The organism is Collinsella aerofaciens, from assembly GCF_028206995.1.
Taxonomy (GTDB): Bacteria; Actinomycetota; Coriobacteriia; order Coriobacteriales; family Coriobacteriaceae; genus Collinsella; species Collinsella aerofaciens_AQ.
Genome location: NZ_JAQLFL010000006.1, coordinates 40,093 through 56,814, shown reverse-complemented (window position 1 = coordinate 56,814; position 16,722 = coordinate 40,093). Strand labels below are relative to the sequence as shown.

The 16,722-nt window shown below is 60.1% G+C and carries 12 protein-coding genes; 6 read left to right on the top strand and 6 right to left on the bottom strand.

Features of this window, described 5'->3' with window-relative positions:
- The first annotated feature begins 61 nt into the window (after positions 1 to 61).
- Entirely contained in the window at positions 62 to 1,240 is a 1,179-nt protein-coding gene (locus PMX60_RS05780; protein ID WP_195361193.1) for an acetate/propionate family kinase, read from the top strand.
- A 555-nt stretch (positions 1,241 to 1,795) separates the two neighbouring features.
- On the opposite strand, the gene pta is transcribed toward PMX60_RS05780, so the two are convergent.
- On the bottom strand, positions 1,796 to 2,776 hold the full coding sequence (gene pta, locus PMX60_RS05775) for a phosphate acetyltransferase (RefSeq protein WP_006234296.1): 981 nt from the start codon (positions 2,774 to 2,776) through the stop codon (positions 1,796 to 1,798).
- Between the two features lie 231 nt (positions 2,777 to 3,007).
- Between pta and glf the strand changes: the two genes are divergently transcribed.
- Positions 3,008 to 4,210, top strand: coding sequence for a UDP-galactopyranose mutase (glf, locus tag PMX60_RS05770; protein WP_195361192.1), 1,203 nt, complete (start codon positions 3,008 to 3,010; stop codon positions 4,208 to 4,210).
- The gene (locus PMX60_RS05765) at positions 4,203 to 5,234 is read left to right on the top strand and encodes a glycosyltransferase family 2 protein (protein WP_195361191.1); all 1,032 of its coding nucleotides are present in this window, start codon (positions 4,203 to 4,205) and stop codon (positions 5,232 to 5,234) included. Before glf ends, PMX60_RS05765 begins: the two co-directional genes overlap by 8 nt.
- Before the next feature lie 369 nt (positions 5,235 to 5,603).
- On the opposite strand, the gene PMX60_RS05760 is transcribed toward PMX60_RS05765, so the two are convergent.
- From PMX60_RS05760 to ppk1, 5 genes are all read right to left on the bottom strand, one after another.
- Positions 5,604 to 6,605, bottom strand: a complete 1,002-nt coding sequence (locus PMX60_RS05760; RefSeq protein ID WP_195361190.1) for a P1 family peptidase — start codon at positions 6,603 to 6,605, stop codon at positions 5,604 to 5,606.
- A 101-nt stretch (positions 6,606 to 6,706) separates the two neighbouring features.
- Entirely contained in the window at positions 6,707 to 7,288 is a 582-nt protein-coding gene (locus PMX60_RS05755) for a Maf family protein (protein WP_271747209.1), read from the bottom strand.
- A complete protein-coding gene (locus PMX60_RS05750) occupies positions 7,285 to 7,827 on the bottom strand; it encodes a DJ-1 family glyoxalase III (protein WP_195361188.1) in 543 nt (180 codons plus the stop codon). The genes PMX60_RS05755 and PMX60_RS05750 overlap by 4 nt, the downstream gene beginning before the upstream one ends.
- Positions 7,828 to 8,005: 178 nt before the next feature.
- On the bottom strand, positions 8,006 to 9,334 hold the full coding sequence (rlmD, locus tag PMX60_RS05745; protein WP_195403982.1) for a 23S rRNA (uracil(1939)-C(5))-methyltransferase RlmD: 1,329 nt from the start codon (positions 9,332 to 9,334) through the stop codon (positions 8,006 to 8,008).
- 98 nt (positions 9,335 to 9,432) lie between these two features.
- A complete protein-coding gene (ppk1, locus tag PMX60_RS05740; protein WP_271747208.1) occupies positions 9,433 to 11,835 on the bottom strand; it encodes a polyphosphate kinase 1 in 2,403 nt (800 codons plus the stop codon).
- Positions 11,836 to 12,390: 555 nt separating this feature from the next.
- Here ppk1 and arcA (PMX60_RS05735) point away from each other — a divergent pair.
- The 3 genes from arcA (PMX60_RS05735) to arcA (PMX60_RS05725) all read left to right on the top strand — a co-directional run bounded on the left by arcA (PMX60_RS05735) (position 12,391) and on the right by arcA (PMX60_RS05725) (position 16,721).
- Positions 12,391 to 13,632 carry an arginine deiminase gene (gene arcA / locus PMX60_RS05735; RefSeq protein WP_117848985.1) on the top strand — a complete coding sequence of 414 codons (1,242 nt, stop codon included), beginning with the start codon at positions 12,391 to 12,393 and terminating at the stop codon, positions 13,630 to 13,632.
- Positions 13,633 to 13,781: 149 nt separating this feature from the next.
- Entirely contained in the window at positions 13,782 to 14,906 is a 1,125-nt protein-coding gene (locus PMX60_RS05730; RefSeq protein ID WP_271747206.1) for an aminotransferase, read from the top strand.
- Positions 14,907 to 15,479: 573 nt separating this feature from the next.
- The gene (gene arcA / locus PMX60_RS05725) at positions 15,480 to 16,721 is read left to right on the top strand and encodes an arginine deiminase (protein ID WP_117848985.1); all 1,242 of its coding nucleotides are present in this window, start codon (positions 15,480 to 15,482) and stop codon (positions 16,719 to 16,721) included.
- The last annotated feature ends 1 nt before the right edge of the window (position 16,722 follow it).

Below are 16,722 nucleotides of genomic sequence, written 5' to 3'. Positions count from 1 at the left end.
TATTAAAATGCGGCCGCCTTAAGGGGTCTGCGTCGACCGTATTGCACTGCAAAGGAGTCTCATGAACGTACTTGTTGTCAACGCCGGCAGCTCAAGCCTTAAATATCAGCTTTTGGATACCGATACCCGCAAGGTTTTCGCCAAGGGCAACTGCGAGCGTATCGGATCGGACATGGGCATCTTTGGTCACTCCGAGAACGGTGGCGCCAAGCAAACCGAGGAGGTCCCTTTCCCCGATCATCGCTCTGCTATCGCTCGCGTGCTCGAGGAGCTCGAGAAGACCGACTTTACGATTGATGGCATTGGGCATCGCATCGTTCAGGGCGGCTGGCACTTCGATGATTCCGCAGTTGTCGACGACGAGGTTATGGCCAAGATTCTCGAGGTGGCACCGCTTGCTCCGCTGCACAACTACGGCGAGGCCGCAGCAATCGAGTATTGCCGCGAGAAGTATCCGGAGCTGCCCAACGTCGCCGTCTTCGATACCTCGTTTCACATGACCATGCCCGAGGTCGCCTATACCTACGCGCTGCCCAAGGACGTGTGCGACAAGTACCACGTGCGCAAGTACGGCGCCCACGGCACGAGCCACCGCTATGAGTGGATGATGGCCAAGGAGATCCTGGGTTCGCGCTGCCACCGCCTGCTCTCGTGCCATTTGGGCAACGGCGCCTCGCTTGCCGCCATCGAGGACGGCGTGTGCCGCGACACCACGATGGGGCTCACGCCGCTTGACGGCCTGATGATGGGAACCCGCTGCGGCTCCATCGACCCGGCTACCGTGTGCTACCTGCAGCGTGAGGGCGGCTACAGCTATCAGGAAGTCGACGACATGATGAACAAGCAGTCTGGTCTGCTTGCTATCTCGGGTATCTCCAACGACGCCCGCGACATCCGCACGCGCGCTTCCGAGGGAGATGAGCGCTGCCTGCTTGCCTTCGATATGTTCGCCTATAAGGCTATGCAGCAGGCCGGCTCCATGATCGCTTCCATGGCGGGCGTGGATACCATCACCTTTACCGCCGGCATCGGCGAGAACGACTGGTCGATCCGCAAGGCCTTCTGCGACTGCTTTGAGTGGCTGGGCGTGCGCATCGACAATAACAAGAACCGCGAGGCCGTGGGCAACGGCCCGCAGGTCATCAGCGCCGCCGGTTCCGCCGTCACGGTCATGGTCATCCCCACCGACGAGGAATACATGATCGCCCACGACGTCGAGCGTCTGACCAAGAACAACTAACGCGCGCATTTGCAAGTAAACGAAAGGCCTCCAGAGCAACAGCTCCGGAGGCCTTTTTGCTAGCAGGTGGACGGCGGAAACCCCATCCCATTTCGAGCGCAAATACTGGGACACGCTTTCCGGTTGAGGCACGTTGCGGAAAGTGCGACCCACAATAAAGCAAAATTCCGTCCCAAAGTTTCCCAAACAGGTCCCAGGCGGAAGCCACATCCCACAATCCGCCTCCAAACTGGGATGTAGTTTCCGGCACAACAACCGCCGAAGCCCACCGGCCTTTCAATCTCCAAAGTGATCATCATCAGCAACGCCTGCGCTCCCAGCAACGGCACCCATCCATTCAGATTTTCAGCCCCAGCTCGTAGCCAAGCCGCCGTCCACCCCAGATGCCCTGAATGCCACGTGACGGTAGAAGGCAGCGCAGGTTAACCCCTGAAAACACTCCGCAGACCAGAAACGCCCCCGTTCGTAGCTCCGAAGGAGCAGAACGGGGGCGTTTCATTGGTCGAGGACGTTTTCAGGGGTTAACCTGCGCTGCCTTCGGCGGGGATATGTCCGCTACTCAGCCATCTGAGCCTGGACGGCGGTGATGGCCACGACACCCACGATGTCGTCGGCAGAGCAGCCGCGCGAAAGGTCGTTAACCGGCTTGGCGATGCCCTGCAGGATGGGGCCGTAGGCGTCGGCGCCGGCGAAGCGCTGGACCAGCTTGTAGCCGATGTTGCCGGCCTCGAGGTCGGGGAATACGAGCACGTTGGCCTTGCCGGCGACAGAGGAGCCGGGAGCCTTGAGCTGGGCGACGGTGGGGACGATGGCAGCATCGAGCTGCAGGTCACCGTCGATGGCGAGCTCGGGAGCCTTCTCCTTGCAGAACTTCACGGCCTCCTGGACCTTCTTGGCGACCTCGCCACCGGCGGAACCCATGGTGGAGTAGGAGAGCATGGCCACGTGCGGCTCAACGTTGCCCATGAAGGTGGACCAGGAGTGAGCGGAGGCGATGGCGATCTCGGAGAGTTCGTCGGAGGACGGGTTGATATTGAGACCACAGTCGGCGAAGATCAGCGTGCCGTCGGTGCCGAACTGCGGGGTGTCGGTGCACATCACGAAGAAGGCCGAGACCAGCTTGGTGCCCGGGGCGGTTTTGAGGATCTGCAGCGCGGGGCGCAGGGTGTCGGCGGTGGAGTGGCAGGCGCCGGAGACCAGGCCGTCGGCATCGCCCATCTTGACCATCATGGTGCCAAAGTAGGTGGCGTCCATCACCTGGGCGCGAGCCTGCTCGATGGTAACGCCCTTCTTGGCGCGGAGCTCGGCAAACTTCTGTGCGTACTCCTCGTGCTTCTCGGCATTGCGTGGGTCGATAACGGTAGCGCCGGGAACGTTGATCTCGTCGGGGTTGCCCAGGATGACGATCTTTGCCAGGCCCTCCTCGATGATTTTGGTGGCCGCGACGATAGTGCGCGGATCCTCGCCCTCGGGCAGGACGATCGTCTTAAGGTCGGCCTTGGCGGCAGACTTCATACGGTTTAGGAAATCACTCATGTTACTCCTTACAAGCGTTTCGCTAAGCTCCAGGCGCCCGGCTGTTCACGAATAAACCCGCTGCTAGCGGGTCTACCTTTCAATTATGTTCGCCGCTGTGCTTGAGCTTTCCTTGTGTGGCAAGCTCATTATAGGACGCATTAGCGCTATAATCGCTCTGATAAATATGTCTCGAAGAATGTTCGAGAAAAGCCCAGCTAACGAGCCCGTGGCTTTTGACAAGGAGTATCGATGCAGATTACCTCAGGCCTGCCTGAAGGCTTTAACGCCGGCGCGTACGACATGATTGTCGTCGGTGCCGGATATGCCGGTGCCGTTTGTGCCCGCCGTCTTGCCGAGACCATCGGCTATCGTGTTGCCGTTTTGGAGCGCCGTAGCCACATTGCGGGCAATGCCTATGACTGCACTGACGAGGCCGGAATCCTGATCCACGAGTACGGTCCGCATATCTATCACACTTTTAACGAGCGCGTGCACAATTTCCTGTCGCGCTTTACCAAGTGGACGGATTATCAGCACAAGGTGCTCGCCAACATCAACGGTACCCTTATGCCCGTGCCCTTCAACCATGCGAGTCTCAAGCTCGCCTTTGGTGACGAGCGCGGCGAGGAGCTGTATCAGAAGCTCGTGGAGACCTTTGGCAAGGATGTCAAGGTGCCCATTATGGAGCTTCGTAAGAAGAACGACCCCGACTTGGCCGAGGTCGCCGATTATGTCTACGAGAACGTCTTTTTGCATTACACCATGAAGCAGTGGGGCCAGACGCCCGATCAGATCGACCCCTCGATCACCGGCCGCGTTCCCGTCTTTGTGGGTGATGATGACCGCTACTTCCCGCAAGCTCCCTTCCAGGGCATGCCGCAGGAGGGCTACACGGCGCTCTTTGAGCACATGCTCGACCACGACCTAATCGACGTGTTCTGCGACGTGGACGCCCGCGATCTCTTTGAGATCGACGAGACTACCGTCAAGATCGACGGCAAGGTCTATGGCGGCGAGATCGTCTACACCGGTCCACTCGACGAGCTGTTCAACCTCGACCTGGGCGCGCTGCCGTACCGCACGCTCGATATGAAGTTCGAGACGCTCGATATGGATCAGTTCCAGCCCGTGGGCACCGTCAACTACACCACGAGCGAGGACTATACGCGTATTACCGAGTTCAAGAACATGACCGGTCAGGTCCTGCCCGGCAAGACCACCATCATGAAGGAGTACTCCAAGGCCTATACGCCCGGCTCGGGCGAGACGCCGTACTACGCCATTCTTGAGCCCGAGAACCGTGAGCTCTATGAGCGCTATCTTGAGCGCGTCCAGAACCTGACGAACTTCCACCCGGTGGGTCGTCTGGCCGAGTATCGTTACTACGATATGGACGCCGTGACCAATTCCGCCCTCGATCTTTCGGATGAGATTATCGCCTGCCATGCATAAAGTCATAACATTCGGTATTCCCTCGTATAACGCCGCCAAGGACATGGACCATTGCATCACCTCCATCTTGGAGGGGAGCAATTACGCCACCGATATCGAGATTATCGTGGTGGACGACGGCTCCAAGGACGAGACGGCCGCCAAGGCCGACGAGTGGGAGGCGCGTTATCCCGGTATCATTCGCGCGGTACACCAGGAGAACGGCGGCCACGGTATTGCCGTCCTTTCGGGTCTGCGCGAGGCACAGGGCACTTACTACAAGGTCGTCGACTCGGACGACTGGCTCGACGCTGCGGCTCTTTCGACTATGCTGTCGATTCTGCGTGGCTTTGAAGAGCGCGATCAGCGCGTTGACCTGTTTATCTCGAACTACGTGTACGAGAAGGTTTACGAGGGCACGCATACCGCTATTGGCTACAAATTTGCCCTGCCGCGCAAAAAGATCTTTTCCTGGGATCAGATCGGTCATTTCCGCCTGGACCAGAACCTACTCATGCACAGCCTGTGCTATCGCACGGATGTGCTGCGCGAGTCCAACCTTCCCATGCCGCCGCACACGTTCTATGTGGACAACATCTACGCCTATGTGCCGTTGCCGCGTTGCAAGACCATGTACTACGCCGACATCGACCTCTATCGCTACTTTATCGGTCGCGAGGGCCAGAGTGTCAACGAGGCCACGATGGTCAAGCGTCTGGACCAGCAGTTCCGTGTTACGCGTATCATGATGGAGTCGTACCACCTGTACAGCGATGTCGAGTCGTCGCGCCTGCGTTCGTACATGATGGGCTACTTCACCATGATGATGGCGATCTGCTCGGTTCTCACCAAGCTTTCTGAGGAAGATTGCGCCGACGAGCGCCTAAAGACGCTGTGGAATGATTTGAAGGCCTACGACGAGCGCATGTATCGTCGTGCCCGCTACGGCGTGGTCGGGTTCTTCACCAATCTGCGCGGACGGGCCGGAGACAAAACCACACTCGGCCTATACCGTCTTGCCTCAAAGATCTTCAAATTCAACTAGCTGCTGAGTAATCGCTGCTGATAGGTTGACTGGGCCCCTTGGCCTTTAGTTTGCTACTGCGAACAGTCCTGCTTGCACGGAAAGCACATTAAGTGCTTTCCGGTTCGTGCGGAACTTGTATCAAACTAAAGGCCAAGGGGCCTCTGCTATAAATCGATTGTCAGATAGGTGAATTTGAAGATCTTCGACGCGCGGTACACAGGGGCCTGGGCTGAAAAGAATCTGGTTGGTAGGTTGCCCGGTGGGGCTTGGTTATGTTTGTCGCGAGTTCCGCACGAGCCGAAGAGCACTTAATGTGCTCTTCGTGCGAGCCAGGACTGTAGAGCAGCAAACATAACCAAGGCCCACCGGGCAACCGGACGAGCTAGTTTACTTTGCGGCACCGGGGATGCCGTGGGAGGTTTTGGCGGTTTTGGCTCCGTTTACGATGGCAGTTTCCAGGGCCCTTACTGCGAGCATGCCCAGCAGGTCTAGGGGAACGGTGGCGCTTGCCTGGGCGCCCAGTTTGCCGCTGGCGAGGGTGTAGATAGTGTCGCCGTCGTTGGTGGTGTGCGTGGGACGGATGGCGTGTGCGTAGGCGTCTGCGGCCATCTGGGAGACCTTGGTGGCTTGTGCCTTAGTGAGTTCCACGTTGGTGACGATGCAGCTGATGGTGGTGTTGGTGCGGTCGAGCGGCATCTGCATGGATCCGGCGGCGGCAAAGGCTGCGAGTTCCATGTCGACGATCTGGTCGCTATCGGCTGCGGCGCGCATACCGGCGACCCACTCGCCGGTGAAGGGGTCGACAACGTTGCCGCAGGCGTTGACCGAGACCACGGCGCCCACCTTGATGGGGCCGAGCGCCACGGCGGCAGCGCCAAGGCCGGCCTTCATGCAGGTAGCGGGGCCCATGAGCTTACCCACGGTAGCGCCCGTGCCGGCGCCTACGTTGCCCTGTTCGAGCTTGGTGGGGGTGTTGTCGAGTGCTTCGCGCACGGCGGCGATGCCGGCCTCAATGTCGGGGCGAACGGTGGGGTTACCAAAGGCGAGGTCGAAGATACAGCTCGAGCACACGATAGGCACCTGCGTGGGGCCGACGGGAAGGCCGATGCCGCGGCTCTCAAGCTCGCGAGCGACGCCGCTTGCAGCCTCGAGGCCAAAGGCCGATCCGCCCGAAAGGCAGACGGCGTGGACCTTGTCGACGGTGTTCTCAGGTCGCAGCAGGTCGGTTTCGCGCGAAGCGGGAGCACCGCCGCGAACGTCAACACCGCCGGTGGCGCCCTCGGGTGCCACGATTACGGTGCAACCGGTGCCGGCCTCCTCGTCCGTATAGTTGCCATAGCAAAAGCCATCGACATCGCAGACGTCAATGGCCTCGAGCAGTGTATCCATGTTTAACTCCTATCGGTTTTCCGCCGCGCCTTGTGCCCGGTCGGGATCCGTACGGTACGGCAAAATTGTAGGCGCTGGGGGACACCCGGCGCCAGATGCAATTACGAGAGTTTTTGAATGGCACGTGCGACGCGGGCGATGGGTAGGCCCACCACGTTATAGAAGTCGCCCGAAATATCGTTCACGAGCATGCGGCCGCCTGTGCCCTGGATGCCGTAGGCGCCTGCCTTATCCATGGGCTCACCCGAGGCAACGTAGTACTCGATCTGCTCGTCGGTGAGCTCGTAGAACGTCACGTTGGTCACATCGACAAAGGACAGGCTCTCGGCGGCATGCGGGGCGGCCGTATCGCCTGCCTTAACGATGCAGACGCCGGTTGCGACCTGGTGCGTGCGGCCCGAAAGCTCACGGAGCATGGTGCGCGCCTCGTCCTCGGTTGCTGGCTTGCCCAGAATCTTGCCGTCAAAGGTGACGATGGTGTCGGCCGCGACCGTCAGCTCATTGGGTTCGGCATACTCGGCAGCAACGGCAGCCGCCTTGGCGCGTGCCAAGCGCTCGACAAGCGTGAGCGGGGCCTCGCCATCAAAGGGCGTTTCGTCGATATCCGCGGGAATCACGCGAATGTTGTAGCCTGCCTCGCGCATCAACTCGATGCGGCGCGGCGATTGCGAAGCCAAAATCATAGTTGGATGCCCTCGGCGACCTTCTCGACGGCCTTGTCGCCGGCGAGCGTGCGCAGCAGCTCAAGCGCAAAGGGGAGCGACTGGGCCATGCCGCTGGCGGTGATGATGTTGCCGTCTTGCGTAACCTTCTCGCCGGTATAGGCGCCTTCGGGGAAGCTTTTCTCAAAGCCAGGGAAGCACGTGGCATGGCGTCCCTCGAGCAGGTCGAGCTCGCCCAGGATAAACGGGGCGGCGCAGATGGCGGCGACGTACTTGGTCGCGGCGAACTCGCAGACCACGTCGCAGACGCGCTGATCGGCGCGCAGGTTGGTGGCACCGGGCAGGCCGCCGGGCAGCACGACGCAGTCGTACTCGTCAAAGTCGATCTCATCAAAGAGCGCATCGCAGGTCACGGGGATCTGCAGCGAGCTTACGACCTCACGCGTGGGCATGATCGAGACGAGCGTGGCGCGCACGCCGCCGCGACGCATGACATCGACCATGGTCAAGCATTCAATAGTTTCAAAGCCATCGGCGGCGAGAACGGCAACGCTGGGCATGAGGGTTCCTTTCATAGACGGCATACAATTAGCCGTCTTATACCCCGAAGACCTCCGCTTGCCACGCTCGATTTCCCAATGTTTAAAAAGGGACGGGGATTAAATAATCATTCGGTGCAAATTGATTATTTAATCCCCGTCCCAGAAAAATCATCGGGCGTGGTCTTGGGCAAACAGTCTAGTTGCGCTTGAGGTGGACGACGGTTTCGCAGTGGAAGGTTTGTGGGAACAGGTCGACTGGCGTGATTTTTACGGGGGAGAAGGTGCCTTCCTCGACAAAGCGTTTGAGATCTCGCGCCAGGGTGGCCGGGTCGCAGCTCACGTAGGCGACGTCGCGGGCACTCGTGCTGGCGATAAGGTCGATCGCCTCGGGGGCGAGGCCTGCGCGCGGCGGGTCGACCACCAAGACGTCGGCATCCTGGTCGGGGAACTCGCGTACCGCGTCTCCGCCAATGACGTCGACGTTATCAAGCTTGTTGATCTCCAGGTTACGGCGCAGGTCGCGCACGGCGGGGCCGTAGGCCTCGACGGCGGCGACAAAGTCGCAGCGGCGGGCGAGCGGCAGGGTAAAGGTGCCGGCACCGCAGTACAGGTCCACGGCAAGCTCGTCTTCCTGCGGGTCGAGCGCTTCCATGACAAGCTCGATCAAAATCTCGGCACCCTTGGTGTTGACCTGGAAAAAAGACGGGGCAGACAAGCGCATCTGACCCTCGGCGATATTCTCGGTCCATGAGCCCTCTCCGGCGAGCATTTCGACCTTGGAGACACGGCGGGCCTTCTTTTCGCCCTTGCTCATCACGCGCACGACACTTGTGGGGTGCGCGGCGTCTGCCAACACGCGCGAGACTTGCGAGCGCGGGAAAGAGCCCGTAGGCGTCCAGAGCGCCACCTCGAGTGCCTTGGTGCGACGCGAGGCGCGAATGCCCACGCGCTCAAGGCCCAGGTCGTGGCTGCCGCTCAGATAATTGAGCGCGCCGACGACCGATTTGAGTGCCTTGGGGAAGCGTTTGTCGAACAACGGGCACGAATCGACGGTCACGATCTTGCGAGGATCGACACCGTGCATGCCAAGGCGCACGCGACCGTTGACGACGGTCGGTTCGAGCTCGATTTTATTGCGGTAGCCCCAGTCGTCCTTGGTGTGGCAGATGGGCTGTACCAACTCATCGACCTGCTCAGGAGCGAACTTGCCGATGCGCTCGAGCGTGGAGCGCAGGTTTTGCTCCTTGGCGGCGAGCTGTGCCGTGCGTGAGAGATTGCCCCACGAGCAGCCGCCGCAGATGCCCACGAAGGGGCAGGGAGGCTGAATGCGATCGGGGCTTGGCTCCAGAATCTCGGTGGTGCGGCCACGCATGAACGACTTGCCGTCCTGTACGACCTCGGCCTCGACGGTGTCGCCTGCCACGGCGCCCTGCACAAAGACGGCCTTGCCGTTGTCGGCGTGTGCCAGCCCGTCGGCGCCGTAGGTCATCGATTCTATAGTGAGCTTCATATTCCTGCCTGTCATTCGCGTTGTTGTTCGCACCATGGTAGCAGGGAAAAGCGCCCCGCATCCGAGGCTTTCCTCAAATGCGGGGCGCTTCTACAAACTGCTTCTACAAACGACTATTTCGTCTTGCCGGTAATGAGCGTCTTAAGACCCAGGCCGATTAGACCCAGGCCCATGCGTACGCGGCCGGGGCGATGGCGCTCGATGGCCTTGGTCTTGCCGGCGGGCTTATCGCGACGGGCGCTCGTCTCGGGTGCGGGCTTGGTGACCTGCGGATCGGGCTGAGGTGCAGGTGCAGGCTCGGGCTCAATGACGGTCGCCTGGACCTCTTGGACCTTGGGTGCTACTGGCTGCGGCTCGGCCTCGGGGGCAGGTTCCGCCTCAATGACGGGCTCGGGCGCGGCCTCGGCGTTGCGATAGGCGCGCTCCAGCAGAGCCTCCTGCGAGTTGAAGGGTTTCTCACCCTCTGCACGCTCCACGGGGACCCAGGTGCCGTCGCTCGTGAGGCTGCGGGCCTTCACGTTGTCCCGCAGCTGCATGCCCATGTACTCGTGTACCAGGGCGCGGCAGGTGGGGTCGAGCACAGGGAAGGCGATCTCCACGCGGTGCTCGGTGTTACGTGTCATCATGTCTGCCGAGCTCAGGTAAATCATGTCCGAGTCCACGCCAAAAGCGTAAACACGGGCGTGCTCCAAAAAGCGTCCGACGATGGAGCGGACATGTACGTTCTCGGTCTTGCCCGGAACACCGGGCTTGAGGCACGAGATGCCGCGGATGATCATGTCTACGCGCACGCCGGCACACGATGCCTCGGCGATCTTGTCGATAACCTCGCGGTCGGTCAGCGAGTTGAGCTTAAAGAACACGCGGGCGGGCTCGCCGGCAAGGGCGCGCTGGATCTCGCGGTCAAGCCCGCGCATGATGAGCGGTTTCAGTCCGACGGGCGCCACACCCAGGAAGCGGTAGTCGCCGCGCAGGTTGCCCAGCGACAGATTGCGGAAGAACAGGTTGGCGTCCTCGCCGATGCCGGGATGGGCTGTCATGAGCATAAAGTCGCTGTAGAGTTTGGCCGTCTTCTCGTTAAAGTTGCCGGTGCCCAAAAGCGTGAGGCGCGTTAGCGCCATGCCCTCGCGATAGGTGAGCTGGCAGATCTTTGAGTGGCATTTAAAGCCCTCGGAACCATAGATGACGGTGCAGCCTGCCTCTTCCAGACGCTCGGCCCACTCGATGTTGTTCTGCTCGTCAAAGCGGGCACGAAGTTCCATGAGCACCGTGACCTCTTTGCCGTTCTCGGCAGCATCGATCAGCGACTCGCACAGGCGGCTCTGCTTGGCCACGCGGTAGAGCGTGATGCGCAGCGAGATGCACTCGGGGTCGTAGGCGGCCTCGTGCACCAGATCCAGGAAGGGGTTCATGGCCTCGTAGGGATAAAAGAGCAGCTTGTCGTGCTGCAGCACCTGCTCGCGGATGGAGCGGGTCATGTCGATGGTGGGATTGGGCTGCGGCCTAAACGGCGTAAAGAGCAGCTCGTTGCGCAGGTGCTCGGGAATCTTGCCCTCAATGCCAAAGACGTAGCCCAGGTCGAGCGGGATATCGCAGGTAAAGACAGAGCGGCGCGAAAGCTCGAGCGCCTTGCGGATAGTCTTGAGCGTCGCCTTCTCGAGCGACCCCGAGACCGCGAGCACTACCGGCTGCAGGCGCAGGCGCTTCTTGAGAATGCGCTTCATGTGCTGGCGGTAGTCCTCTTCCTCTTCGACGCCCTCCCCGTCCGGATCGATGTCGGCGTTGCGGGTGACGCGGATCAGCGCACGATCCAGCGGTTTATAGGAGCCAAAGCAGCTGTCCAGGCAGGCGAGGATGACGTCCTCGAGCAAGATGTAGGAGTAGGTGCCGGTGGGCGAGGGGATCTCGACCACGCGGTTCATCGAGGCGGGAATCTCGATAAGGCCCAGCAGGCTCTCCTCGTCGGTGGCGCCGTCCAGACCACAGGCCAGATAGAGCGCGCCATTGCGTAGGTTGGGGAAGGGGTGGCGAGGATCGATGACCAGCGGCGAGATGACCGGCGACACGTAGGCCTGGAAGTAGCGGGTTACAAAGGTGCGCTCCTCGGGCGTAAGCGAATTGATGCGGGCGCGGTGAACGCCCAAGGTGTCGAGCTTGCCCTCGATGCTCTTAAAGATGGACTCCCAACGGGTAAGGAGCCCGGGCATTTCGGCCATGACAGCATCGACCTGTTCGGAGGCGGTCATATTGCTCTTGTTGTCGACAGGTTGTTTTTTGAGCTCCGCCAGATCGGACAGGCCGCCCACGCGCACCATGAGAAACTCGTCGAGGTTAGACTCGAAAATCGATACGAACTTTAGACGCTCGAACAGCGGAACGGTCTCATCGAAGGCTTCGTCAAGCACGCGGTTGTCAAAGCGCAGCCAGCTAAGCTCTCGGTTTTGCGTGTACGAGAAGTCGCGCGGCGGTTTGCGCAGCTTTGCGGCGGCTTGCTTCTTTTCGATTTTGCTCGGCATATGCATCTGTCCGTTCAGTCCCCACAGAGGACGGTAGCCTAACACTTTTCTCTATTGTCTCAATTTAGTCGACCGCTGGCACGGACGTATCGCGTGAACGGTATCTTTACCTACTTCTTACGCTGACAAGTCATAGGACTGACGCCCTGCTCGTCTGCAAGTGGTCTATATCCTCACTCAACTGGTACGTAAGTGTGAATAAGAATGATAGATAGCTGAATATCATTGAATGCAGGCGGAAACGTAAACAAACATCATTTATATACATAAAACCGATTTAGCTATGCAATTCTGAATCAAAAGTTTAGAGATGCAATTGCAAATGGTTTTTAGGAAAAAAGAGCGTTTACCTTATAAAAGTTACTTTAGAACGCCGAAGTACATCATGGGGGAATCACATGCGATATACCGTTCATCGCACTTTGTTGACCGTTCGGGGGCGAGGTGGAATTGCGGGTGGAATTTGGATATAACTAGAGCTGTCAGCAAGCAGCGTCCGCTATGGAAGGGCGCTGAGAGATTCGGCCGAAAGGCCCGAAAGAAAGGTAGGAGGCCATGACGAAAGGTCTGCACGTGCCTTCCGAGATCGGCAAGCTCAGGAAGGTCTGCCTGCACCGTCCCGGCGACGAGCTCCTCAACCTGCCGCCCGACGAGCTCGAGCGACTCCTGTTCGACGACGTCCCGTTCCTGGAGGTCGCGCAGCAGGAGCACGACACCTTCGCCCAGATCCTGAGGGACCAGGGCGTGGAGGTCCTCTATCTCGAGAACCTCGTCGCCGAGGTGTTCGACCAGGTCCCCGGCGCCCGCGCCGAGTTCACCGACCAGTACATCGCCGAGGCCGGCATCCGCGGCCAGCACATGCCGCAGATCGTCCGCGAGAAGCTGGACTCCATCGAGGACAACCTCGAGTTCGTCAAGAAGACCATGGCCGGCATGACCAAGTCCGAGATCGACATGCCCCTCACGGCGTCCACGACCCTCGACTCCCTGGTCAACTCCGAGTCCGAGTCCGACCTGATCATCGACCCGATGCCCAACCTCTACTTCACCCGCGACCCGTTCGCGGTCGTCGGCGAGGGCGTCAACCTCAACCGCATGTACTCGGTCACCCGCAACCGCGAGACCCTGTACGGCAAGTACATCTTCAAGTACCACCCCGACTACAAGGACGTCTCGCTGTACTTCCGCCGCGACTGCCAGTTCCACACCGAGGGCGGCGACGTGCTGAACATCAACGAGAAGACCCTCGCCGTCGGCATCTCCCAGCGCACCCAGGCCGCCGCGATCGACGTCATGGCCCAGAACATCTTCTGGAACTCCGACTCCAAGGTCGAGCGCATCCTGGCCTTCGACATCCCGGTCTCGCGCGCCTTCATGCACCTCGACACGGTCTTCACCCAGATCGACGTCGATAAGTTCACGATCCACCCCGCCATCATGGGCACCCTGCGCGTCTACGAGCTGACCGCCGGCAAGAACCCGGGCGACGTGAACATCCGCCTGATCGAGGACACCCTCGAGCACGTCCTGGAGGACGCCACCGGCGTCGACCAGGTCAAGCTGATCCCCTGCGGCGGCGGCGACCCGATCGCGGCCTCCCGCGAGCAGTGGAACGACGGCTCCAACACCCTGTGCGTCGAGCCCGGCAAGATCTGCGTCTACGCCCGCAACACCGTCACCAACGACGTGCTGTACAAGGAGGGCCTGGACCTTCTCGTCGTGCCCTCCGCCGAGCTCTCCCGCGGCCGCGGCGGCCCGCGCTGCATGAGCATGCCCTTCTGGCGCGAGGACCTCTAAGGTCTTCAAGGACTCGTACGGGTCATAATACATACATCTAGCTGCCATTAGATGTCTCCCATTGGGGCGGTGCGGGTTTTCGCACCGCCCCAATCTTGTATGAGGAACGTCAACACGATTGGACGACTGCTTTTGTAAGGAGCTTGGCCATGGACATCAAGACGATTGGCGTTGAGGAATGGCTCAACGTTTGGGAGAAGAGCGCCACGTGGGACATCGCCCAGTCGACGATCTCGTCGCTCACCATGGGCGAGCTGCGCGCGCTCGATGAACAGGACGGCGCCACGTTCTACGAGCGCCTGGACCGCGAGAAGATGAACTACGGCTGGATCGAGGGCTCGCCGGAGTTTAAGGCCGAGGTTGCCAAGCTGTATCGTCGGGAGGTCAATCCCGATCACATTCTGCAGACCAATGGCTGCACGGGCGCTAACCTCAACGCCATCATGGCTGTGGTCGAGCCCAGCGACCATGTTATCGCCGAGTGGCCCACCTACGCGCCGCTCTACGAGATTCCGCGCACGCTGGGCGCCGAGGTCGAGTATTGGGAGCTTCGCGAGGAACTCGGCTGGAAGCCCGATATCGAGGAACTCAAGCGCTTGGTGCGCCCCAACACCAAGCTTATCTGCATAAACAACGCATCGAACCCCATCGGTACGGTGCTCGATGCCGATATGCTCGGCCAGATTGCCGAGATCGCCCGTTCGGTGGGCGCCTACGTGCTGTGCGACGAGGTGTATCTGCCGCTCGAAAGCACTGAGTCCTTTATGTCGATGGTCGACGTGTACGAGAGGGCCATTGTCACCAACTCGTTGTCGAAGACCTATTCGACGCCTGCGGCCCGCGTGGGCTGGGTCCTGGCCGACGAAGAGGTGTCCAACCGCATCCGTACCTATCGCGATTACACCATGATCTGCGGCGGCGTGTTCAACGATGCCCTGGCGACCTATGTGCTTGAGCACAAGGATAAGATTCTCGAGCGCAATCGCAAGATCGTGTTTGGCAACCGCGATATCGCGCAGGCTTGGATCGATACGCAGTATCGCGTTTCCTGGACGGCCCCGCAGGGCGTGTCCACCTCGTTTATCCAGCTGGATATTCCCGAGGATGACGAGGAGTTCTGCAGGCGCCTGCTGTCCGAGAGGGGAGTGCTGCTGGTCCCCGGTAGCCGTTTTGAGCTTCCCTGCGGCGCACGCCTGGGCTACTGCGCGAGCGAGGACGTTCTGCGCGAGGGCCTGAGGCTTTTGGGCGAGGCACTGGCGGAGTTTGATCGCTAGGATTCCGATGGTCTTCGGGGGCCTTATCCAAATTAGCCGAAGATTATCGAAAACGGACCCGTTTCCCTAGGGGAAGCGGGTCCGTTTTTCTATACCGAGAAGTCAAGTTGTTACAAATGGGGCCGTAAAGCGAGCCGGTATCCGCTGGGCTTTATACTGAGTTTCCGGTGAACGGTATCAAGCGTCTGGTAAACGGTAATTTATTTACCAGAAATGAATAGGACAAACTTTTTTCTGAATAAAAATGAAAATGGTTGAGACGCGGTGTGAACCGCTAATTCTATTCATAGCTTTATTGGAAATATGCAATTTGAGGATGGTTTAACATAGTTTAGTTCCATTTGATTTTAGGATTAAAACGCGTTTAAGCACGTAAATACGCTTTATTAAGATGAAGTGTGCCATGCGTGAAGTATATGTGTATGCCGTTCACCCCCTATAAAAAACCGTTCGGGGGCAAGGTGGAAGTATGAGCTGATTTTGGATATAAATATGTCGTCAGCAATAACGCCTCACACGGAGGGGCGCTAACGAATCGGCCCTGACAAGGGCCCGAAAGAAAGGTAGGAGGCCATGACGAAAGGTCTGCACGTGCCTTCCGAGATCGGCAAGCTCAGGAAGGTCTGCCTGCACCGTCCCGGCGACGAGCTCCTCAACCTGCCGCCCGACGAGCTCGAGCGACTCCTGTTCGACGACGTCCCGTTCCTGGAGGTCGCGCAGCAGGAGCACGACACCTTCGCCCAGATCCTGAGGGACCAGGGCGTGGAGGTCCTCTATCTCGAGAACCTCGTCGCCGAGGTGTTCGACCAGGTCCCCGGCGCCCGCGCCGAGTTCACCGACCAGTACATCGCCGAGGCCGGCATCCGCGGCCAGCACATGCCGCAGATCGTCCGCGAGAAGCTGGACTCCATCGAGGACAACCTCGAGTTCGTCAAGAAGACCATGGCCGGCATGACCAAGTCCGAGATCGACATGCCCCTCACGGCGTCCACGACCCTCGACTCCCTGGTCAACTCCGAGTCCGAGTCCGACCTGATCATCGACCCGATGCCCAACCTCTACTTCACCCGCGACCCGTTCGCGGTCGTCGGCGAGGGCGTCAACCTCAACCGCATGTACTCGGTCACCCGCAACCGCGAGACCCTGTACGGCAAGTACATCTTCAAGTACCACCCCGACTACAAGGACGTCTCGCTGTACTTCCGCCGCGACTGCCAGTTCCACACCGAGGGCGGCGACGTGCTGAACATCAACGAGAAGACCCTCGCCGTCGGCATCTCCCAGCGCACCCAGGCCGCCGCGATCGACGTCATGGCCCAGAACATCTTCTGGAACTCCGACTCCAAGGTCGAGCGCATCCTGGCCTTCGACATCCCGGTCTCGCGCGCCTTCATGCACCTCGACACGGTCTTCACCCAGATCGACGTCGATAAGTTCACGATCCACCCCGCCATCATGGGCACCCTGCGCGTCTACGAGCTGACCGCCGGCAAGAACCCGGGCGACGTGAACATCCGCCTGATCGAGGACACCCTCGAGCACGTCCTGGAGGACGCCACCGGCGTCGACCAGGTCAAGCTGATCCCCTGCGGCGGCGGCGACCCGATCGCGGCCTCCCGCGAGCAGTGGAACGACGGCTCCAACACCCTGTGCGTCGAGCCCGGCAAGATCTGCGTCTACGCCCGCAACACCGTCACCAACGACGTGCTGTACAAGGAGGGCCTGGACCTTCTCGTCGTGCCCTCCGCCGAGCTCTCCCGCGGCCGCGGCGGCCCGCGCTGCATGAGCATGCCCTTCTGGCGCGAGGACCTCTAAG

Coding starts and splice junctions, on each gene's coding strand:
- arcA (WP_117848985.1), top strand. CDS start 15,480: ATGACGAAAGGTCTGCACGTGCCTTCCGAGATCGGCAAGCTCAGGAAG.
- arcA (WP_117848985.1), top strand. CDS start 12,391: ATGACGAAAGGTCTGCACGTGCCTTCCGAGATCGGCAAGCTCAGGAAG.
- rlmD (WP_195403982.1), bottom strand. CDS start 9,334: ATGACAGGCAGGAATATGAAGCTCACTATAGAATCGATGACCTACGGC.
- ppk1 (WP_271747208.1), bottom strand. CDS start 11,835: ATGCCGAGCAAAATCGAAAAGAAGCAAGCCGCCGCAAAGCTGCGCAAA.
- PMX60_RS05730 (WP_271747206.1), top strand. CDS start 13,782: ATGGACATCAAGACGATTGGCGTTGAGGAATGGCTCAACGTTTGGGAG.
- pta (WP_006234296.1), bottom strand. CDS start 2,776: ATGAGTGATTTCCTAAACCGTATGAAGTCTGCCGCCAAGGCCGACCTT.
- PMX60_RS05755 (WP_271747209.1), bottom strand. CDS start 7,288: ATGATTTTGGCTTCGCAATCGCCGCGCCGCATCGAGTTGATGCGCGAG.
- PMX60_RS05760 (WP_195361190.1), bottom strand. CDS start 6,605: ATGGATACACTGCTCGAGGCCATTGACGTCTGCGATGTCGATGGCTTT.
- PMX60_RS05765 (WP_195361191.1), top strand. CDS start 4,203: ATGCATAAAGTCATAACATTCGGTATTCCCTCGTATAACGCCGCCAAG.
- PMX60_RS05780 (WP_195361193.1), top strand. CDS start 62: ATGAACGTACTTGTTGTCAACGCCGGCAGCTCAAGCCTTAAATATCAG.
- PMX60_RS05750 (WP_195361188.1), bottom strand. CDS start 7,827: ATGCCCAGCGTTGCCGTTCTCGCCGCCGATGGCTTTGAAACTATTGAA.
- glf (WP_195361192.1), top strand. CDS start 3,008: ATGCAGATTACCTCAGGCCTGCCTGAAGGCTTTAACGCCGGCGCGTAC.